Origin of the sequence: Streptomyces sp. SID486 (assembly GCF_009865385.1) — a bacterium.
In the GTDB taxonomy this organism is placed as follows: domain Bacteria; phylum Actinomycetota; class Actinomycetes; order Streptomycetales; family Streptomycetaceae; genus Streptomyces.
Map to the genome: position 1 here is coordinate 1 of NZ_WWJT01000474.1, position 19,647 is coordinate 19,647.

A 19,647-nucleotide genomic window follows, 5' to 3' on the forward strand; every position below is an offset into this window, starting at 1 on the left:
GTCCCGGGCGGTGGCGCGGGCGCCGCCTGCACCGCTCGGGACGACCGGGCCGGCCCAGCGTCAGCCCGCGGACCTGCGGCGTACGACCACGACCAGCACCGCGCCCAGTCCGGCGACGAGGACCGCGGCGCCGCCCAGGAACAGGATTCCGCCGGTGCCGGTCGTCGCGAGACCACCGCCGGACGTGCCACCGGCGGAGGACGAGTCGCCGTCACCGGTCACGCCGGTGGAGCCGGACGTGTCGCCGCCCGCGGTGCCGGGGCCGGCCGTGGGCGTGCCCGAGGCGCTGGGGACGGGTTCGGCCGACGGGTCGCCGGAGGATCCTTCCGTGGTCCCGCCGCCGTCGGTGGCGTTGAGGACGATCCACGCCGTGTTGTTGTCCTGGTCGGGCTCACCGGGGTAGTCGAAGGGCTGCATCCTGATCTTGCCCTTGGCGTTCTCCACGGCCTTGTCGATGCGCAGCTCGAACGGGAAGGTGAGCCGTGCGTCTTCCAGGACCGGAGTGCGCACCTGGCACCCGTAGCCCTCCGAGCCGTCGTCGAGGCGGGCCGGCCGGCAGTCGTCGGGGATCCTGGTCGCGGTCGTGCCCGGCGGCATGGAGACCTCGATGAGCATCGGGTCGTCGTCCGGCGGTTCGAGCCCCCGGACCCAGGCGGGGCCGAGGTTGCGGAAGCCGACGTCCACCGCGACCTTGTCGCCCGCCGCGCCCCGTGCCGAGTCGCCGGTGATCAGGATGTCGTAGGAGTTGTCCGAGGGCAGCCATGTCGTGCCCTTGCTCGAATAGCCGCCCGAGGGCGTGGCCGGGAGTCTCCTCAGGGTCATCGGCGCGCCGGTGCCGGGGGTGTATCCGCCGGTCGCCCGGAGGGCCTTCGCCCGCTGGGCGTCGGCCGGGGCGAAGCTGTAGGTGAACAGGTCGTTCAGCGCGAACGCGGCGGTCTTCACCTTCAGAGGCTCCGTCACCTCGTAGGCCGCGCCCGCCTCGTAGGTGCCGGAGAAGGTGCAGATCGCGTCGGTTCCCTGGCCCTGCAGGGGGCCGTCGGTGGTGTGCCGGTAGGCGCAGTTGCCGTAGCTGTCGGGGAAACCGAGCCCGCGTGTGCCCCGGAAGCGCAGGACGACGCCGTCCGCCGGCGTGCGGCCGGCGTTGCGCAGGCCGAGCGGTGCCTGCCAGGTGCCGCCCACGCCGACGGCCGGCGTGGGCAGTTCGTGACTCACGATCTTCGAGTCGCTCACCACCACCTGGATGTGCAGGGGCGCGAACGCGACGCCGTCGCCTTCGCCGGTGACCGTGATCTCGCCGAATCGCCTCGGCGCGCCGTCGGCGCCGACGTCCAGGCGGATGCCGCCGACCGGATTGGACCTCTCCCCGGCGCGGATCCGGTCGCCCTCGCAGGTGGCGGTCCAACCGCTCGTGGCGCAGGGGAGTTTCACCTGTGCGACGCCCGCCAGTCCCCCGGCATCGATCCTGATCCTGTAGTGGCCCTGGTGGACCACGGGCACCTCACCGTCGTCACCGGGCTCGTCGCTGCCGGGTGCCGCGAGCCGCAGGGTGATCTGCGGCTCCGCGGGGTCACCGTCGTCGCCCTGGAGGGAGAGATCCACGAGGCTCTCGCCGGTGATCCTCACCGGCAGCGGGTCGCCGTCGGCGGCCAGCGCGGGCATCACGGCACTCGACCCGGCAGCCAGGGCGACGGCCGCCGCGAGTCCCAGCGTTGCCCGGAAGACGGAGCTGCGGGCGGGACGTCTCATCGACGCCTCCTTGTCGCACGAAGGAGTTGGACGGAGTGCTGCGTGACCGAGCACTCACCCGTCGGACAAGCGGGGAGCTTCCTTCGTTGCCCGTGGAAGCATCACAGAGCCGTCACGGAGGGCCGTCCCCACGCGGACTTGCCCGGCCGGGCCGACGCGCGGCCGGACGTCGTCGGGACGCGGCCGGGACACGGTCGCCTGCCGTCGTACGGCACCGGGGCCCGCACACTCCCGCCATCTCCGCCCACCGGAAGGTGACTTGAGCGTCACGGGCACACAACCCGCCTGTCGGCGAGGGGTGTCCACCTCGTCCACCGTGCCGCCACGGCCGTCGCCGCCTGCCACCCGGTGAGCCGGCCGGGCGGCCCCGCGGGGGGGGCCGGGACCACCGCCTCCGGCGTGGCCGTGCGAGGCCCGGACCCTGCCGCCATGCTGGAGAGGAGGGGGGCGTGCCGACGGAGGAAGTGGTGGACGATGCAGACCGTTGTCGACCTCACACGCTGCCAGGGCTACGCACAGTGCGTGTTCCTCGCCCCCGCTGTGTTCGAGCTGCACGGCGAGGAGGGGCTGCTGTACGCCACGGCCGTCCCCGACGACCAGGTGGAGCGCGTGCGCCAGGCCGCGGCGGCGTGCCCGGTGCAGGCCATTCTCCTCGGGGAAGAGGTGAGCGGCGGTGCCCGATGACCTCAAGGGCGGCCGGATCGTCGTCGTCGGCGCGTCGCTGGCCGGACTGAGAGCGGCGGAGGCGCTGCGCGAGGAAGGCTTCACCGGCTCGCTGACCGTGGTCGGGGACGAACCCCACCCGCCCTACGACCGGCCGCCGCTGTCCAAACAGGTACTGCTCGGGCAGGCGACGGCGGACACCACCGGGCTGCCGATGCGCCGGGACCCGGACGCCGAGTGGCGTCTGGGCGTCCGCGCCACCGGTGTGGACCTGCTGGCGAAACAGGTGCTGCTGGAGGACGGCGGGTCACTGCCGTACGACCGGCTGCTCATCACCACCGGCACCCGGGCCCGCCCCTGGCCCGACCCGGACGAGGCCGGCCTGGACGGCGTCTTCACCCTGCGCACCCGCGAGGACGCCGGTGGGCTGGCCGAGCGGCTGGCCGCCGGACCAGAACGGGTCCTGGTGATCGGCGGCGGCTTCACCGGCTCGGAGATCGCCTCCGCCTGCCGGGAGCTGGGCCTCGACGTCACCGTCGCCGAACGCGGACCGGCTCCGCTGGTGGGCGCCCTCGGCGGCACCCTGTCGAAGCTGGCCGCCGTCATGCAGCGCAACAACGGGGTGGACCTGCGCACGGGGGTGACGGTGACCGCCCTGCAGGGGAACGGCAGCTTCACCGGCGCGCAGCTGTCCGACGGCAGCCGCGTCGACGCCGACGTGTGCGTGGTGGCGCTGGGCGCGGTCCGCAATGTCGAGTGGCTGGCCGAGTCGGGCCTGGCGGCGGGCCCGCGCGGGATCGCCTGTGACGCCGGCTGCCGCGCCTTCACCATGTACGGGATCGTCACCGACGACGTCTTCGTGGCCGGCGACGTCTCCCGGTTCCCGCACCCGCTGTTCGGCTACCAGATGCTGTCCCTGGAGCACTGGGGCAACGCGGTCGAACAGGCCGAGGTGGCGGCCCACAACATGGTCAGCCCCGGGCCGTTGCAGCGTCCACACCTGGCCATTCCCACGTTCTGGTCGACCCAGTTCGGACTCAACATCAAGTCCGTCGGCGTGCCCACCTACTCCGACCACGTCGTCATCGCCCAGGGTTCCCTGGAGGCACGCCGCCTGGCCATGGTCTACGGCTACCAGGGGCGGGTCACCGCGGCGGTCACCGTCGACATGGCCAAGTCGCTGGACTACTACCGGCACCTGATCGAGACCGCCGCTCCGTTCCCGCCCCCGCCCGGCGCGGCCGACCGGGCGATCGCGGCCGACGTCCCGGTCCCCTCCGAAGTGCCGGACCCCTCCGTGCTCTCCCACGGCCCCACCGTGGCGCTCACCGGATACCTGCCCGACCGCCGGCTCGCCGTGGTGCCGCCCACCCGCTGATCCCCCCACGACGAGGAACCGATCATGGACTCCGAGACCCTGCTGGCACGCATCACCGACTACGCGAGCCGCCCCGACCCCTACCCGCTGTACAGGGAGCTGCGGGAGACCGGTCCCGTGGTCCGGCAGGCGGACGGCAGCTGGCTGGTCGGCACCTACTACGAGGTCGCCGCCCTGCTCCATGACCCGCGGATGAGTGCCGATCCCCGGATCCGCACCGAGGCGACGGTCAAGCCGCCGTTCCTGCGGCTCGACGATCCCGAGCACCACAGACTGCGCACCCTGGCCATGCGGCCCTTCGGGCCCCCGCACAGCCCGGCACGGATCGACGCCATGCGCGGCGAGATCGACCGGATCACCCGGGAACTGCTGGAGCCCTTCGAGGCGGGCCGGCGGATCGACATCGTCGACGACTTCGCCTACCCGCTGCCCGTCACCGTGATCTGCCGCCTGCTCGGCGTGCCCCACGAGGACGAGCCGCTGTTCCGGGCCTGGTCGGACGCCCTGGTCGCAGCCGCCGACGTCCGGCCCGGCGAGAACACACCCGAGATCCGCGAGGCGGGCGACCGGGCGCGGGTCGAGATGGGCGGCTACCTGGTGGACCTCGCCGAGCAGCGCCGCGGCAAGCCGAGCGGGGATCTGCTCTCCGCCTTCGTCAACGAACCGGACCCGGACCTGCGCCTCACCCAGGAGGAACTGGCGGAGACCACCATCCTGCTGTTCATCGCCGGGCACGAGACGACGGTCAACCTCATCACCAACGGCGTCCTCACCCTCCTGCGCCGGCCCGAGCACCTGGACCGGCTGCGCCGCGAACCCGAGCTGCTGCCGCGAGCGGTCGAGGAGATGCTGCGCTACGAACCCCCGGTCCACATGCGCGAGCGCGTCCCTCTCACCGCCATCGAGGTCGCCGGCACCACACTGGACCGGGGCACCCCCGTCATCCTGGTCCTGGCCTCGGGCAACCGCGATCCCCAGCGGTTCACCGACCCCGACCGGTTCGACCCCACCCGGGCGGACAACCAGCACTTCGGTTTCGGCAGCGGCATCCACCTCTGTTACGGCGCCCCCCTCGCCCGCATCGAGGCGCAGTCCGCGCTCGCCGCGCTGCTGCCCCGCCTCGGCACCGCCGCCCTGGTCCAGGACCCGCCCCCGTACCGGCAGAACGCCATGCTGCGCGGGCCGCGCCACCTGCCCGTACAGCTGTGAGAACACCTGATCGCGCACCGAAGGACCAACTGCCCCAAAATGGACGCGACGGACGGACGGGCAACCTGCGGAGGCACGGTGACGCACGGCAACGCCGAGAGTGACGAGGAGCCCATCGAGGAGGGCGGCGAGTACGACGGCGACGATGCCGGTGCGTACGCGGACGAGTACGCCGAGCCCGGGCCGTACGACGAAGAGCCCGGGCCGTACGACGAGGAGCCGTACGAAGGCGCGGTGGCCGGGGGCCGGCTCGCGGCGGACGGGGCACCCGACGTCTATCTCGACGTCCCCGTGCTGAAGGTCGACGAGATCGATCTGGACGTCGAGGATCTGCGCGCGCATGTCTCGTTGCAGGCCGAGGTGCTCGACCTGCTGAAACTGAACGTGGGCGCCGACGTGTCGCTCGGACGGGTGCATCTGGGCATCTCGGGGGTGGAGGCACAGGCCCAGCTCAAGGTGCGTCTCGACAACGTCGCGCTGATCATCGACCGGGTGCTGACCACGCTCGACCGCAACCCGGAGATCCTGCACGAGCTGGCGCGGGGTGTCGGGTCCGCCGTCCAGGACGTCGGTGGCGGGGCCCGGCACGCCATCGGCGAACTGGGCACGGGTGCCGGCCGGGCCGTCCAGGACGTCGGCTCGGGCGCGGGGGCGGCCGTGCAGGACGTGGGCCGGGGCGCGGCGACGGCCGTAAAGGACGTCGGGCGGGGTGCCGGAGGTGCCGTGCAGGACGTCGGGCGGGGTGCCCGGAGCGTCGTGGAGGACGTCGGCGGTGGCGTCGGCTCCGTGGCGGAGGACGTCGGCCGGGGTGCCGGGAGCGTCGTGGAGGACGTCGGCGGGGAGGCGGGCCGGGTTGTCGGGCGGGCCGGCGAGGAGGTCACCGATGCCGCCGGGAGCGTGACCGAGGGGGCTTCGGACGTGGCGGAAGCGGCAGGTGGGACGGTACGCGAGGGGAGCCGAGCGGTCACCGGCACCCCGGCCTCGGCGGCCCGTACCGCACGCCGGGCGGGGGCGGCCGGACGCGGTGCTGCGCGTGCGGCCACGGACGAGGGCGGGGACCGGGCCGTCCGGAAGCAGAGCGGCACCCGCACCCGCCGGGTCCGCGCGGAGGACGGCAAACTGCCGCCCCGGCCCGGTCGCCGCCGTACCGCCGGGGAGCGTGAGGAGCCGCCCTGAACGGGCGTCGAGGAGGCGCCTGGCCCGTCGTGGGACATCTCGTTCGGGGCGATGGTCCGCGCCGACCGTCTGCGTTTCGCGGCGGAACCCCGCACCGCCGTCCGGTTCCCCGGCGGCGGGAGGCGGCACTCCATGAGCCACAGCGACCGGACCCACCTGCCCGACGAGGTCGAACCGGGCGCCGACTACCAGGACGTCACCGTTGCCTACCGTCTCGCGACCCGGCTCCTGTGGGAGGGCCCGGGAAGCCGGACACAGCGGCGGCGACCACCGCCGCGGTCGCCGGATCGTCGTGGTGTCACGGTCCCTGCCCCGCCGCGCGACCAGGCCACGTGAGGCCGCGCCGGACCCACTCCCGCCGCCCGCATGACCAGGCCACGAGGCCGCGCCGGACCCGCTCCCGCCGCACGACCAGGCCACGTGAGGCCGCGCCGGGCCCGCTGCCGCCGCATGGCCGGTGGCGAGCGGGTGGGCGGAACTCGGTCAGCTGGTCGCCGCGGCCCGCACCACTGCCGGGTCCTCACCGGTGAGTTCGGCGATGCGGTGCGGCGCGACGCCCGCGGCCAGGGCACGGGTGAGCAGCTCGTCGCGTCCCTCGGCGCAGTCCCGGTAGGCGAGCAGTTCGCCCTCGATCCCCACCAGCGCCTTCGGAGCCGTCCCGTGACGCAGCCGGCTCAACTCCTCCTCGCCCAACGGGACCGGCAGCCGTTCCGCATCCGCCTCGATGGCCCCGGTCTCCTCGGGGGGCATCAGCCGCAGTCGCGGGGACAGCGCCGACACGCCCTGGGCGTCGAGCCAGGCGCGCACCGCGGGCGTCTCCATGCAGGCGAGGGGCCCCACCTCGGCCGGTGGCACCCCGATCCGCTCCGCGGGATCGTCCACGAGAAACAGGTAAGCGTCGTCGGTCATGGCTGTCTCCTCGTCACACCTTGTCGGCCGTTCGCCGTCCCTTTACCCCGTTTGCGTCCGCATAGCGCACACTGTCTCACGGTGGCGGTAACCATGGCCCCGGCCGGGCGTCAGCCCGTGATCCCGGTGAGGGGCCGAGCCGCGTAGATGATCCGGACGACGCCGTCGGCGTGGCGCTCGGCATGGGCGTGTACGCCGAAGACGTGGGCCAGGAGCCGTGGGGACAGGACGTCCAGGACCGGGCCGGCCGTCACCACGGCCCCTTCGTGCAGGACGACCAGGTGGTCGCAGAGGCGGGCCGCCAGGTCGAGGTCGTGGAGGACCGCGAGGGTGGTCACGCCGGTGGCCCGGATCAGGTCCAGCAGTTCGAATCGGGCGCGGATGTCGAGGTGGTTGGTCAGCTCGTCGAGCACGAGCAGTCGGGGGTTCTGCGCCAGGGCCCGCGCCAGCAGTACGCGTTGGCGTTCCCCGCCGGACAGGGACGCGAAGTCCCGGTCCGCGTACGGTCGTACGCCGCAGCGGTCGATGGCCTCGGCCACGGCCCGGTGGTCCTCGGCGCCGTCCCGCCCCAGCAGGCCGTGGTGGGGGGCGCGACCGAGCGCGACGATCTCGGTGACGGTCAGGCCGGAGGTGTCGCCGGTGGTGTCCTGCAGGACGGCGGCGGTGCGGCGGGCCGCCGCTCGCGGGGACAGGGCCCACACGTCATGCTCGCCGACCCGGACCACCCCCGCGGCGGGGCGGAGCGAGCGGTACACGGCCCGCAACAGGGTGGACTTGCCGCTGCCGTTGGGGCCGACGAGGCCGACGATGTCCCCCGGGTGCGCCCGCAGGCTCACACCGCGGAGGATCGGGTTGCGGTCCAGGGTGACGTGGAGGCCGTCGACGGTGAGTTCCATGCTTCAGTCCAGGCCCTTGTTGCGGCGCAGCAGCCACAGGAAGAAGGGGGCGCCCAGCAGAGCGGTGAGGATGCCCAGTGGAAGCTCGTTGGGGCGGTCGAGGGTGCGGGAGAGCAGATCGACCAGGACCAGGTAGAGCGCGCCGAGCAGGGCGGTGAGCGGCAGCAGCCGGCGGTGGTCGGCGCCGAGGGTGAGGCGCACCAGGTGGGGGACCATCAGGCCGACGAACCCGATGCTGCCGGCCACGGCGATGACGGTCCCGGTCAGCAGCGCGCTGAGCACCAGCAGCACCGCGCGCAGCCGGTCGACGTCGACACCGAGCGCGGTGGCGGAGTCGTCCCCGGCCAGCAGGACGTTGAGCCGTCGGCCGAAGAGGGTGAGGAGGAGGGTGCCGGCCAGCACCACCACCGCGACGGTGGGCAGCAGGCTCCACTGGGCGCCCGCGACACTGCCCAGCATCCAGAACATCACCGTGCGCAGCTCGGTCGGCGTCGCCTGCAACTGGACGTAGCTCGTCGCCGAGAGGAAGACGTAGCCGACCGCGACCCCGGCGAGGACCAGCCGGGTCGGGGCCATCCGGCCGCGTCGCCGGCCGAGCGCGAACACGAGCGCGCCCGCCGCCACGGCGCCGAGGAAGGCCGCCGCCGACACCCCGAGCCCGGCGAAGGACGCGCCCGCGCCGAGGGTGATCACCAGTACCGCGCCGAGCGTGGCGCCGTAGGAGAAGCCGAGGACGATGGGGTCGGCGAGCGGATTGGCCACCACGGTCTGCAGCACCGCTCCCGACACGGCCAGGCCCGCGCCGGCCAGGGCCGCCAGCACCACTCGGGGCGTGCGGAAGTCCCACACGATCTGGTCGGTGGCGAGGTCGCCGGAGGCGCCGTGGCCGGTGACGTGGTGCCAGACGATGCCCCACACGTCGCCCAGCGGGACGGTGACCGATCCGATGCTGATCGCCACGGTCATGGCGGCGATCAGCGCGACGGGCAGGACGGTCGCGGCCAAGGCGAACCGCAGGCTGGTCGGCCCGGTCAGAAAGCGTCGGGGTGCAGCGTCTTCGCGATCTTCTCGACCGCCAGGTCGTTGCTGGGGCCGAGGTACATCGAGTCGGACAGGACCACGTACGTGTTCTTCTCTGCGGCCGGCCACTGGGGGAACTCCTTCAGCAGTTTCTCGGCGTAGGCCGCGGGGTCGGGGTCGTCGTAGCCGATGACGACGAGCGCGTCGACATCGGTGGCGGCCACCTTCTCCTTGCTCAGGTCGGCGAAGGAGGTCTCGGCGGCCGACTCGAAGGCGTTGGTGCCGCCGGCCTTGGCGAGGATGTCGTTGTAGATGCCGTGGGCGACGACGGAGCTGAAGGCGTTGCCGCCCATGGACATGTTGGAGAAGACCACCATCACCTTGGGTGGCTTCTCGCCCCTGACCTTGGCGGAGACCTCGCGGATGTGCTTCTCGGACGCGGCGATCAGCTTCTCCGCGCGGTCGGAGACGTGGAAGATCCTTCCCATGTCCCGCAGCAGCGTGTAGCTGTCGGCGACGGTCATCTTCGAGGTGTCCTGTCCGCAGCCCTGCGGGGAGACGTACGTGTCGGCCGCCACCTGCCGCAGCTGGTCACGGGTGGCGAAGCCGTTCTTCTCGTCGAAGCCGTACGACGTCGTGGACAGCACCAGGTCCGGGCGCAGGCCGAGCATGGCCTCGCGGGGGATGTCGTAGGCGTCGTTGAGTCTGATGCCGCCGGTGGGCAGTGCCTTGATGGCCTCGGCCCGGCCGGGGACCTCGCTCATGCCGTACGACTGCTGGTTGGCCACGATCGTGTCGCCGAGGCCGAGGGCGAGGAGCGTGGAGACCTCCGCGACCGAGGCGCCGTTCATCACGACCACGCGGCTGGGTGCCTTCTCGAAGGTCTCGGTCCGGCCGCAGTTGTCGAGGGTGACCGGGTATCCGCTCCTCGAGGCGGCCTCGGTCCGTCCGCCGCTGCGGTTCTCGTCCTTCGAGGAGTCGGCACAGGCCGCCGTGAGCAGGCAGAGGGCCGCGGCCAGGGCTGTGGCGACCGGCCGTTGACGGGACATGCTGGCTCCTTGCGTGCGTGCGGGGCTCGGGGGTGTCGCGTTCCACTCGGTGGTGTCGCGTTCCAGTAGTCGTGGCGCCGTGGCCTCGGGTTCCCGGCGGGACCGACTATTTCGCGGGAGGCGCCGGACGAGGCTCTCCCCGGGCCGGTGCGGGCAGGTCCCCCGTGGCCACGCACCGGTCGAGGTACCGGAACACGAGGTCCCGGCCGACCGGCGGGCAGCTGATGCCGCTGCCGCGCAGCCCGGTGCGGACGTTGTCGGTGTGGACATGCCCGAGGCGCAGGTCGGGGGCGTCGCTCCCGCTCGTCGTGTGCGAGTCGAAGAAGGCGAGCGTGGTGGCGGCGGCCCCGGCCGTGCGGGGCAGCGCGTCGCGCCATTCGGGCAGCGGCAGTCGGCGCAGCGGGTAGCCGTACTCCTCGACCCAGTCGTAGAGGTCGCTCAGCCGCGTGCGTGGTACGGCCGCGTGGTGGAACACGGGGCCGGTGGCATGGAGGCCGAGGTGCACCACGGCCTTGGCGACGTAGTCCACCGGTGTCCAGATCTCGTCCTCGAAGAGTTCCGGGACGATCCCCGCCGGGATGCCCGCGCGCAGCACGCTCCACAGGAAGTCGTGCGCGTTGACGTATCCGGTACCGGGCGGTCCGACCACCCGGCCCAGGCGGTGCACGCTGACCGGCAGTCCGCGCTCGGCGGCCTGTTCCAGGAGGCGTTCGGAGGCCCACTTCGACTGCTGGTAGCCGTACCGCAGACCGGCGTGGGGCGGCAGGAAGGCTTCCGGTACCTCCGGCCGGTGGCTCGCGGGCGGAGCCACCGAGAGCGTGGAGACGTAGTGGAGGGGAACGGCGCGTGCCGCGGCCAGGCGCAGCAGCTGCCGGGTGGACTCGGTGTTCGCCGCACGCAGGGTGCCGTACTCGCGCAGGATGCTGACCGTCGCCGCGTTGTGGAAGAACGCGTCGCAGGTGTCGGCGAGTTCGCCGAGGACGTCCGGCCTCAGGCCGAGGCCGGGGCGGGCGAGGTCGCAGGGGACGGCGGTGACGCGCCGGCGCACCGCCTGCGGGAGTGCGAGGTCGTGGTGTTCCAGGGCCCGGTCGAGGCGGCGTTCGGCCTCGCCGGTGGTGCCCGCGCGAACGGCGCAGACGATCTCGGCTGCCGTGGCCGTGAGGAGTTCCGCCAGCAGGTGCGCGCCGACGAAGCCGGTGGCTCCGGTCAGCAGGATGCGCCGGGGAACGGCCGGGCCGCGCCGCGTGCCCGGACGGACGTCCGGATCGAGGACGGCGTCGTCCAGCAGGGGCGCCGGGAGACCGGCCGGGGTGGTTGACCGGCCGTCGGGCAGGGGCGCCGGGAGACTGGCCGGGGCGGTTGGCCGGCCGTCGAGCAGGGGCGCCGGTAGACCGGCCGTTGGGGTGGTTGACCGGTCGTCGAGCAGGGGTACCGGGAGACCGGCCGGGGTGAGCGGCCGGTCGTCGAGGAAGCGGGCGAGTTCGGCCGGGGTGGGGTACTGGAAGAGCCAGGCGACCCGGATGTCGCGGTCGAGTTCGATGCCGATCCGGTTGGCGACCTGGATGGCCTGGAGGGAGTGTGCGCCCAGGTCGAAGACGTCGTCGGCGGCGGTGACGGCGGCGTTTCCCAGGGAGCGCTGCCAGATGCCGACGATGCGCTCCAGCGGGCTGCCGGCGGTGGGGGCCTCGGGGTGCACGGGTGTGCGCAGCGCCTGCCGGTCGATCTTGCCGGATCCCGTGCGGGGCAGGTGGTCGTGGAGTTCGACGGCGGAGGGGATCATCGCCGCCGGCAGCCTCGTGCGCAGGTGAGCCCGCACCTCGGCGGCGGAGGGGGCCGGTGACCCGGCGACCAGGTGGGCCACCAGGCTTCGGCTGCCGTCGGGCAGGGTCTGTCCGACGACCGCGGCCGCGACGACGCGCGGGTGGGTCAGCAGGGCGTTCTCGACCTCGGCGGGATGCACCCGGTGCCCACTGATCTTGAACTCGTCGTCCGCCCGGCCGCGGAAGCGCAGTCGCCCGTCCTCGCCGACGTGCACCAGGTCACCCGTGCGGTAGGCGCGAGGTCCTCCGGGCAGTGCGGCGAGGGAGGCGAACCGGGCGTCCTCCGCGGGCCCGGCGCCTCGGTAGCCGAGGGCCAGGTTGTCGCCGAGGAGATACAGCTCCCCGGCGACGACGGCGGCCCGGGTGCCGGGCAGCGGCAGTCCGATGGGTACGTCGCCGGGGGCGAGCGCGGGATCGTGCAGGTCGGCGACCGTGGCGACCACCGTCGCCTCGGTCGGGCCGTACGTGTTGAACAGCGCGACCGACGTGCCGACGGCCTTGCGCCAGCGCTCCGCCCGTTCGGGCAGCGCCGGCTCACCGCCGATGACGACGGCGCGTACCCCCGCGGGCAGGACGGCTGTGCCGGTCGAGAGGGTGCAGGCCAGTTCGTGCCAGTAGGCGGTGGGCAGGTCCAGGACACTGATGTCGAGGCGTGCGCAGTCGGCCAGGAACCGCGGGACCGACTGCGTCATCTCGTCGGTCCGGATGACGAGGGTGGCGCCCGCGCACAGGGTGAGAAACAGTTCCTCCACGCTGGCGTCGAAGTGCAGCGGCGCGAACTGCAGCACCCGGTCCTCGCGGCGCAGGCCGTAGCGCCGGGTGGCACCCGCCACGAAGTGCGCGAGGGCGCCGTGGCCGATCTCGACGCCTTTGGGGCGACCGGTGGAGCCGGAGGTGTGGATGACGTAGGCGGGGTCGTGCGGTGCCGGCCATGGCGGGACCGGCCGTGGCGGGGCCGGGCCCCGGGCGGGCGCGGGTTCCGGTTCGTCGGCAGCGAGGACGGGCGTACCCGCGAAGGTGCCCGCACCGGCGCGGGTGGTGATGACCAGTGCGGGTGCGGCCTCGCTCATCAGCAGCGCGGTCCGCTCGGCCGGGGCGGCCGGGTCGACGGGGCAGTAGGCCGCGCCCGACAGCAGCACGCCGAGGATCGCGGTGACGGCCTCGGTGCCCCGGGGCAGTGCCACGGCCACCAGGTCGCCCCGGCCGACGCCCCGGGAGGCCAGACGGCGGGCCGTGCCGCGGGCGCGGCGGAAGAGCCGGGCGTAGGTGAGGCGTTGCCCCGCGTGCTCCACGGCGACGGCCGTGCCGCGCCGGGCGGCGTGGTCGGCGATGAGACTCAGGACGGGGCGGGCGGGAGCGGGCAGCGGACCACCGTCCAGAACCGTCACGGCGGCCGGTGGATCGGGATGGTGGCGGCCCGGGCTCACGGCAGGGTCGGGCGCCGGGTGCGGGGCGCTGCGGGGGGCGGGGCTCACCGGACGGTCCAGGGCCGGGCGCGGGGAGCCGTCGAGGACGGGACCCACCGAACGGTACGGGGCCGGGCGCGGGGAGCCGTCAGGAGCGGGACCCACCGAACGGTACGGGGCCGGGCGCGGGGAGCCGTCGAGGACGGGACTCACCGGATGGGCCCGGGCCGGGTGCTGGGCACCGTCGAGGACGGGGCTCACCGGACGGTGCGGGGCCGGGCCGAGGGGGGTGTCGGGGGTCGTCATCGCCTCGTCGAGCAGGGCGAGCAGGCCCTCTTGGAAGACGGCGACGTCCGTCTCCCCGTACAGGCCGGGGTTGGCGTCCACCGCGATGCGCAGGCCGGTGCCGTCGAAGCGGTCGTACACGTTGACCGCGAGGTCGTCCACGGGGCCCGCGGACACGTTGTGGACGGTGCTGGCGTGCCCGGCGAACCGCAGGTCGTACGCGAACGGCATGATGTTGACGCCGGGTCCGGAGAGCCGGCGTCCGCCGCCCACCAGCCTCAGGTCGCGACGCAGTTGCTCGTAGCGGTAGCGCTGGTGCGGCAGGCCGGCGCGCAGTTCGCGGGAGACGCGGCCGGCGAGGTCGCGCGGGCTGTCGCCCGCGCGGACGGCCACACGCAACGGCAGGATGTTGCGGACCATGGCCGGTACGCGCAGCGACACGGAACCGAGGCGGCCCATCGCCGGCAGGCTCAGGACGATCTCGGGCGCTCTGGTGACGCGGTGCAGCTGGGCCACGGTCGCCGCGAGCAGGACCTCGGACCAGGTCACCGACAGCTCACGGGCCACCGCGCGCAGGGCGTCGGCCCGGGCCGCGTCCAGGTCGGTGACGCGGCGGAGGAAGGTGCGGGAGGGCAGCGCGGAGCGGCCCGCCGGGGTGGCCACCGGGGGCCGGTCCGCGAAGCGGTCGCTCCAGTAGGCGCGGTCCTCGGCGTGACGGGCGGATGCCCGGTAGGCGGCCTCCTCCGCGCGCACGGCCTCCAGGGATCCGAAGCCGCTGCCGGGGACGGGTGCCCCCGCCATGAGGGCCGTGTAGACCTGGGCCACCCGGCGGGCCACCAGGGAGAGGCCGAAGCCGTCGAGGGCGATGTGGTGGACGCGGTGGTACCAGAGGTACCGGTCGCCCGCCGTCCTCAGCAGGGCGTGCCCGAAGACGGGGTCGCGGGTGAGGTCCACCGCACGGGCCAGGTCGGCGGCCATCCAGGCGAGGGCGGCGGCGTGCGGGTCCGGCTCGCCGGTGAGGTCGGCCGTGTACAACTGCCATGCCGGGCAAGGCTTTTCGACCTCCCAGGGCCGGCCTTCGCCGTCCACGGCGTACACGACGTTGAGGGCCTCGGTCTCGGCGACCACGTGACGGAGCGCGGCGCCGAAGGTTCCGGCGTCCACCGGGCCTTCGACGCGTACGTACTCGGCCGTGTTGTAGGCGGGGCTGCCGGGGTCGAGTTGCTGGCCGGTCCAGATGCCTTCCTGGGCGGCCAGCAGCCGGTGGCGGCGCACGGGCTCAGGTGTCGGCACGTGCCGTACCTCCCCGCCGTTCGTCCAGCAGCCGCCACCACTGGGCGAAGGAGGTGCGTTCGGCGAGGTCCACGAAGCTGACGTCCGCGCCCGCGGCCTGCCAGCGTTCGAGCAGGGTGACGATGCGCAGCGAGTCGAGTCCCGCGCTCAACGGGCTTTCCTCCAGGTCGACTTCTTCGGGCCGCAGATACAGGAACTCCGCGAGGTCGGCGCGGAAGCTTTCGGGGGTGAGGGGTTCAGGCATGGGTTCTCTCTGTTTCGGTGTTCCCGCACGGCCAGTGCCGGTGTACCCGCACGGCCTGTGCCGGTGTACCCGCACGGCGTGTGTCGGTGTTCCCGCACGGCGTCGTCGGCGGCGTCAGTTGACCTGGCGGGCGAAGCCGCTCCAGAAGCGGTCCCGCAGTTCGCGGCGGAGGATCTTGCCGCTGGGGTTGCGCGGCACGCGGTCGATGAACTCGTAGGCCGACGGCAGCTTGAACGCCGCGAGGCGCGGGACCAGGTAGGTGTGCAGGTCCCGTGGGGTCGGACCGGTCCCGGGTGCCGGGACGACGAACGCGTGGACCCGTTCGCCCCAGCGCTCGTCGGGTGCGCCGACGACGACCGCCTCGGCCACCTGCGGATGGCCTTCCAGCGCGTGCTCGATCTCGGCCGGGTAGACGTTCTCGCCGGCGACGAGGACGGCGTCCTTGATCCGGTCACGGATGAAGAGACAGCCGTCACCGTCGATGTACCCGGCGTCGCCGGTGTGGATCCACCCGTCGACCAGGGTCTGCGCGGTCTTGTCGGGCAGGCCCCAGTACTCCACCATGCGGGCCGGGGTGTGCAGACACACCTCGCCCGTCTCGCCCGGCGGCAGCTCCCTGCCCTCGCCGTCGATCACCTTGACCCGGACGCCCGGATAGGGGCGACCGGCGGCCTGCATGCGGGGGCCGCCCCTGACATGGTCGGCCGGCGGGAGACAGACGGCGGTGTTGCCGGTCTCGGTGAGCCCGTAGATCTGCGCGAACTCGCAGCCCAGCACGGCGAGACTCTCCTCCAGCAGGCTCTCGGAGATCGGCGAGCCCCCGTAGACGGTCTTGCGGAGGGTGGTGAAGTCCCCGGTGCCGACCCCTGGTTCGGTGAGCATCATGCGGAGCATGGCGGGCACCACGCAGGCCGTGGTGATGCCGAGGCCGCGGATCAGGTCGACGGCTGGGCGAGCGGCGAAGGTGCGCATCACCACGATGGTCGTCCCCGCGTTGAGGTTCTGCGTGGCCCACCACAGCCCGCCGATGTGGAAACCGGGGATGCCGACGAGGGCGATGTCGCCCTGCCGCCAGTCGATCCAGTCGAGGCCCTCGCTCGCGAGGGCCTCGCGGACGGCGAAGAAACTGCGGTGGGCGAGGACGACTCCCTTGGGGAGTCCGGTGGTGCCGCTGGTGTAGAGCTGTGCGACGGCGGTGTCGGCGGTTGCGTCCGCTTCCGTCTCGCTGTCCGGGTGTGCGGCCTTCCACCGCGCGAAGTCCGGCCCGAGGGGGACGACCGTCCCGGGCGGCGCGGTGGGCATGCCGTCGACGACCGGGGCGAACTCGTCCTCCAGGAACAGGAGTCGGGTACCGGAGTCCCGGAGGATGTGGCTCACCTCGGGTGCGGTGAGCCGCCAGTTGACGGGCACCAGGACGGTGCCGCTCTTGGCGCAGCCGAAGAGGATCTCGTAGTAGTGCTCGGACTCCTTGCCCTGGTAGGCCACGCGGTCACCCTCGGCGAGGCCGGCGGCCCGGATCGCGTGGGCGATGCGGTTGCTCTCGCGGTGCAGTTCACCGTACGACAGGCTGCGGCCCTCGCAGAGCACGGCCGGGGTGCCGGGCCGGCGGTCGGCGTGGAAGCGGATGGTCTGGACGAGCGTCTCCATGGCGGTCCCTTGTCGATGGCTCAGCGGACGTCGACGAACGCGAGCGTCACCTCGCCGTCGCACCGGCCGCCGTCGGCGTCCCAGTAGCGGTAGGAGGTGTCGGCGTGGAGGAAGGGTCTGCCGCCGCCGGGTTCACGCCGGCTGACGGACCGGATCACCATCTCCCCGGAGAACGAGCGGGGGTCGACGGGGCGCCGGTAGGTCCCCGCGAATCGGGTGATGAGGATGTCCGGGAGCTGGCGGCGCCAGAAGTCCTCCAGGGTCCAGTCCCGGAAGGCGGCGAGGAGTCCTTCCTGTACGGACTTGGCGACCAGGTAGTACATCATCTGGTTGTAGGCGATGTTGGCCTCGACCGAGTTCAGGTGGCCGGTGTCGTCGATGTAGCAGGACTCCGGGATGGCGAAGCCACAGCGTGCCGAGGCGTGTTCGGGTCCGGCGGCGACGTCGGCGGACTTCAGGTACCTGCAGTGCTCCTTGTACGGCAGCAGGACCCGGGCGAGCAGCTCGGTGTCCGTGGCGTACGAGCGGTCCACGGCGGGTGTGGTCATGGCAGCCGTATCCCGTCGTGCAGCTTGCGCCCGTCGTGGACGGTGACGCGGTGGGAGACGGCCGGCTCCGGGGTGGTCGTGTGCCGGGCGCGGTGGACGAGGCTGCGGTTGTCCCAGATCAGCAGATCGCCCTGCTCGAAGGTCTGCAGATGGATGCCGTCGTGCTCGAAGGTGTCGTCGAGCTGGCCGGTGGCCTCCAGGAGGCGCCCGAGCAGTTGCTCGTCGAGCGGCCGGCCGTCGGCGTCCTCGATGCCGACGGTGAAGCCCTCGCTGATGTACAGGACCGTTTCGCCGGTGAGCGGATGGACGAAGGTGGTGGGCTGTCTGACGGCCGGTGTCCTGCGCTCGACCTCGTCGACGATCTCGGAGAGGGGGCGGTAGACGTCGTGCGGGCGGATCTTGAAGTACTTGCGGACCGAGTGGCGGCAGTACGTGCCGGCGATCTCCTTCTTCAGGCCCTCGGACAGGCTGTCGTACGCGCGGCCCATGTCGATGAAGTAGGTGCCGCGGTTCTTCTCGGGGACGACCTGCGGGTGGATCAGGGTGATGCCGAAGGGGTCGGGCATGAACTGGTAGTCGGCGTGCCAGAACGCGCCCGTCCTCGGCACGCCTATCTGCCTGCCGTTCTCCGGGACGTTGGAGGAGACGAAGATCTCCTCGAACTCGGGGTGGTGATACATCGGCTCGTAGTAGGTCTCGGGACGGCCGAGGCGCCTGCCGAGGTCGAGGAACTGCCGGGGCGAGAGGTGCTGCCCCTTCAGTACGGCGATCTTCCTGGTGTAGACGGTCCGCTTGAGCGCCTCGACGTCCGCGTCGGACGCGTCGGCGGGGTCGAAGCCCTCGACGGTGGCGCCGAGGGATCGGCCGGGGTGTTCGGTGATCTTCATGGGGTTCTTCCTTCTCGGAGGGTCAGGCGCCTTTCCTGGCGTCGATCAGTGCCGCGGTGCCGCCGAGGGTGAGGGTGGGGCGCAGTTCGCTGTCGTGCACCGTCACGCCGAGGTCGCGCTCGATGCGGATGCTGATGTCGACCATCGTGAGCGAGTCGACGTCCAGTTCGGCGAACGTCGCCTCGGGGCCGAGGCGGCCGGCCGGGACGTCGTGCAACTTGGTGAGGATGCTGATCAGTCGGTCGTAGGTGGTGGTGCTCATCGGGTCGTCGTGTCTCCTCGGTCGTTCGGGTCGGCGGGCAGGTGAGCGAGTGCGGGCCAGGTCAGCAGGCAGGAGCCCCAGGTGAGGCCGCCACCGAACGCGGTGAGCAGCAGCCGGTCGCCGGCGCGGACGGCCTGCCGGGCGGCGGCGTCGGCCAGGGCCAGCGGGATGGACGCGGCACCGGTGTTGCCGACGGAGCCGACGTTGGTGACACAGCGTTCCCTGGGCAGAGCGAGGTCGTCGGCGACGGAGTGCAGGATGCGCAGGTTGGCCTGGTGGGGTACGAAGTGGTCGACGTCGCCGGTCTTCCACCCCGCTTTGCTCAGGACGGCGCGCGCGGACCCGGCCATCCGGGTCACGGCGTGGCGGTAGACCTCGTTGCCGCGCATGGCGAAGTGCCGCTCGTGGCGCTGCACTTCATCGCCGCTGGAACGCTGGCGGGAGCCGCCCGCGGTGATCGTGATCAGGTCTTCGTGCGCGCCGTCGCTGCCGAGGTCGAACGCGCCGACCGCGCCGGGCTCGCCGGCCCGTCCCGCTCGCAGGACCACGGCTCCCGCGCCGTCGCCGAAGATGATCGCGTTGGCCCGGTCCAGCGGGTCCACGATGGTGGAGTAGGTGTCGGCGCCGATGAGCAGGACCCGTTCGGCGACGCCGGCGGTGATGAGGCCCGTGGCGGTGGCGAGACCGTACACGAAGCCCGTGCACACCGCTCCGACGTCGAAGGCCGCGGCTCCGGCCAGGCCGAGCCGAGCGGCCACGGCGGGGGCGGTCGCGGGGCAGGGGCGGTCCGGCGTCGTGGTGGTGACGATCACCGCGCCGACCGGGCCGGCTCCGGCATGGCGCAGGGCACGGCGCCCCGCCTCCACGGCCAGGTCCGAGGTCGCCTGGCCCTGCTCGATGACGTGGCGGCGGCTGATTCCGGTACGGGTGCGGATCCAGGCGTCGTCGGTGTCTAGCCGCTCGGCCAGTTCGTCGTTGGTGACGACACGGGGCGGCACCCAGCCGGCGAGGCCGCACAGGACGGCGGCGGGTGGACCGGGGGCGTCGGTGGGCATGGCTGCTCTCCGGGGGACGAGTTCGGGCCGGGTGCCCGCAGCGGTGCGGGGCCGGGGGTGGTGCGGCGGGGGTTGCGAGCCAGGTGGCACGAGCGGATCCGGGGGTGGTACGGCGGGACGGCGTGGGCCTCGGGGGGCGCCCGGTCGGAGCGGG

The 19,647-nt window shown here is 73.1% G+C and carries 17 protein-coding genes; 5 read left to right on the plus strand and 12 right to left on the minus strand.

Going from position 1 to position 19,647, the window contains the following annotated elements; all coding sequences use genetic code 11:
- Positions 1-60: 60 nt before the first annotated feature.
- The gene (locus GT045_RS22355; RefSeq protein ID WP_161335223.1) at positions 61-1,746 is read right to left on the minus strand and encodes a hypothetical protein; all 1,686 of its coding nucleotides are present in this window, start codon (positions 1,744-1,746) and stop codon (positions 61-63) included.
- A 474-nt stretch (positions 1,747-2,220) separates the two neighbouring features.
- Here GT045_RS22355 and GT045_RS22360 point away from each other — a divergent pair, with 474 nt between their 5' ends.
- The 5 genes from GT045_RS22360 (at position 2,221) to GT045_RS39020 (ending at position 6,508) form a co-directional block, all read left to right on the plus strand.
- Positions 2,221-2,430, plus strand: a complete 210-nt coding sequence (locus tag GT045_RS22360) for a ferredoxin (RefSeq protein ID WP_161288869.1) — start codon at positions 2,221-2,223, stop codon at positions 2,428-2,430.
- The gene (locus tag GT045_RS22365; protein ID WP_161335224.1) at positions 2,420-3,787 is read left to right on the plus strand and encodes an FAD-dependent oxidoreductase; all 1,368 of its coding nucleotides are present in this window, start codon (positions 2,420-2,422) and stop codon (positions 3,785-3,787) included. Before GT045_RS22360 ends, GT045_RS22365 begins: the two co-directional genes overlap by 11 nt.
- A gap of 24 nt (positions 3,788-3,811) precedes the next feature.
- Positions 3,812-4,996 carry a cytochrome P450 gene (locus GT045_RS22370; RefSeq protein WP_161288865.1) on the plus strand — a complete coding sequence of 395 codons (1,185 nt, stop codon included), beginning with the start codon at positions 3,812-3,814 and terminating at the stop codon, positions 4,994-4,996.
- A gap of 78 nt (positions 4,997-5,074) precedes the next feature.
- Entirely contained in the window at positions 5,075-6,172 is a 1,098-nt protein-coding gene (locus GT045_RS22375) for a hypothetical protein (protein WP_161335225.1), read from the plus strand.
- 132 nt (positions 6,173-6,304) lie between these two features.
- On the plus strand, positions 6,305-6,508 hold the full coding sequence (locus GT045_RS39020; RefSeq protein ID WP_202528715.1) for a hypothetical protein: 204 nt from the start codon (positions 6,305-6,307) through the stop codon (positions 6,506-6,508).
- Between the two features lie 147 nt (positions 6,509-6,655).
- Here GT045_RS39020 and GT045_RS22380 read toward each other — a convergent pair whose 3' ends face one another.
- The 11 genes from GT045_RS22380 to GT045_RS22430 form a co-directional block, all read right to left on the minus strand.
- A complete protein-coding gene (locus GT045_RS22380) occupies positions 6,656-7,081 on the minus strand; it encodes a DUF6003 family protein (RefSeq protein WP_161293225.1) in 426 nt (141 codons plus the stop codon).
- Between the two features lie 110 nt (positions 7,082-7,191).
- A complete protein-coding gene (locus GT045_RS22385; protein ID WP_161293223.1) occupies positions 7,192-7,977 on the minus strand; it encodes an ABC transporter ATP-binding protein in 786 nt (261 codons plus the stop codon).
- A 3-nt stretch (positions 7,978-7,980) separates the two neighbouring features.
- Entirely contained in the window at positions 7,981-8,943 is a 963-nt protein-coding gene (locus tag GT045_RS22390; RefSeq protein WP_161335239.1) for an iron ABC transporter permease, read from the minus strand.
- Between the two features lie 65 nt (positions 8,944-9,008).
- Entirely contained in the window at positions 9,009-10,046 is a 1,038-nt protein-coding gene (locus GT045_RS22395; protein WP_161335226.1) for an ABC transporter substrate-binding protein, read from the minus strand.
- A 106-nt stretch (positions 10,047-10,152) separates the two neighbouring features.
- Positions 10,153-14,850: an amino acid adenylation domain-containing protein gene (locus tag GT045_RS22400; protein WP_345942721.1), complete on the minus strand. Its 4,698-nt coding sequence runs from the start codon at positions 14,848-14,850 to the stop codon at positions 10,153-10,155.
- Entirely contained in the window at positions 14,837-15,094 is a 258-nt protein-coding gene (locus tag GT045_RS22405; protein WP_161335227.1) for a phosphopantetheine-binding protein, read from the minus strand. Before GT045_RS22405 ends, GT045_RS22400 begins: the two co-directional genes overlap by 14 nt.
- Before the next feature lie 114 nt (positions 15,095-15,208).
- The gene (locus GT045_RS22410) at positions 15,209-16,741 is read right to left on the minus strand and encodes a long-chain-fatty-acid--CoA ligase (protein WP_161335228.1); all 1,533 of its coding nucleotides are present in this window, start codon (positions 16,739-16,741) and stop codon (positions 15,209-15,211) included.
- Between the two features lie 20 nt (positions 16,742-16,761).
- A complete protein-coding gene (locus GT045_RS22415; protein ID WP_161335229.1) occupies positions 16,762-17,289 on the minus strand; it encodes an FcoT family thioesterase in 528 nt (175 codons plus the stop codon).
- Positions 17,286-18,176, minus strand: coding sequence for a TauD/TfdA family dioxygenase (locus GT045_RS22420; protein WP_161335230.1), 891 nt, complete (start codon positions 18,174-18,176; stop codon positions 17,286-17,288). Before GT045_RS22420 ends, GT045_RS22415 begins: the two co-directional genes overlap by 4 nt.
- Before the next feature lie 22 nt (positions 18,177-18,198).
- Positions 18,199-18,438 carry an acyl carrier protein gene (locus GT045_RS22425; RefSeq protein ID WP_161335231.1) on the minus strand — a complete coding sequence of 80 codons (240 nt, stop codon included), beginning with the start codon at positions 18,436-18,438 and terminating at the stop codon, positions 18,199-18,201.
- Positions 18,435-19,493 (minus strand): beta-ketoacyl-ACP synthase III, encoded by a 1,059-nt coding sequence (locus GT045_RS22430; RefSeq protein WP_161335232.1) that lies wholly within the window; start codon positions 19,491-19,493, stop codon positions 18,435-18,437. Before GT045_RS22430 ends, GT045_RS22425 begins: the two co-directional genes overlap by 4 nt.
- Between the last annotated feature and the right edge of the window lie 154 nt (positions 19,494-19,647).

What these genes read in the sequence shown, in the direction of transcription:
- GT045_RS22420 (WP_161335230.1), bottom strand. Translation starts at nt 18,176, where the DNA reads ATGAAGATCACCGAACACCCCGGCCGATCCCTCGGCGCCACCGTCGAG.
- GT045_RS22355 (WP_161335223.1), bottom strand. Translation starts at nt 1,746, where the DNA reads ATGAGACGTCCCGCCCGCAGCTCCGTCTTCCGGGCAACGCTGGGACTC.
- GT045_RS22410 (WP_161335228.1), bottom strand. Translation starts at nt 16,741, where the DNA reads ATGGAGACGCTCGTCCAGACCATCCGCTTCCACGCCGACCGCCGGCCC.
- GT045_RS22360 (WP_161288869.1), top strand. Translation starts at nt 2,221, where the DNA reads ATGCAGACCGTTGTCGACCTCACACGCTGCCAGGGCTACGCACAGTGC.
- GT045_RS22390 (WP_161335239.1), bottom strand. Translation starts at nt 8,943, where the DNA reads ATGACCGTGGCGATCAGCATCGGATCGGTCACCGTCCCGCTGGGCGAC.
- GT045_RS22430 (WP_161335232.1), bottom strand. Translation starts at nt 19,493, where the DNA reads ATGCCCACCGACGCCCCCGGTCCACCCGCCGCCGTCCTGTGCGGCCTC.
- GT045_RS22405 (WP_161335227.1), bottom strand. Translation starts at nt 15,094, where the DNA reads ATGCCTGAACCCCTCACCCCCGAAAGCTTCCGCGCCGACCTCGCGGAG.
- GT045_RS22370 (WP_161288865.1), top strand. Translation starts at nt 3,812, where the DNA reads ATGGACTCCGAGACCCTGCTGGCACGCATCACCGACTACGCGAGCCGC.
- GT045_RS22425 (WP_161335231.1), bottom strand. Translation starts at nt 18,438, where the DNA reads ATGAGCACCACCACCTACGACCGACTGATCAGCATCCTCACCAAGTTG.
- GT045_RS22380 (WP_161293225.1), bottom strand. Translation starts at nt 7,081, where the DNA reads ATGACCGACGACGCTTACCTGTTTCTCGTGGACGATCCCGCGGAGCGG.
- GT045_RS39020 (WP_202528715.1), top strand. Translation starts at nt 6,305, where the DNA reads ATGAGCCACAGCGACCGGACCCACCTGCCCGACGAGGTCGAACCGGGC.
- GT045_RS22385 (WP_161293223.1), bottom strand. Translation starts at nt 7,977, where the DNA reads ATGGAACTCACCGTCGACGGCCTCCACGTCACCCTGGACCGCAACCCG.
- GT045_RS22415 (WP_161335229.1), bottom strand. Translation starts at nt 17,289, where the DNA reads ATGACCACACCCGCCGTGGACCGCTCGTACGCCACGGACACCGAGCTG.
- GT045_RS22395 (WP_161335226.1), bottom strand. Translation starts at nt 10,046, where the DNA reads ATGTCCCGTCAACGGCCGGTCGCCACAGCCCTGGCCGCGGCCCTCTGC.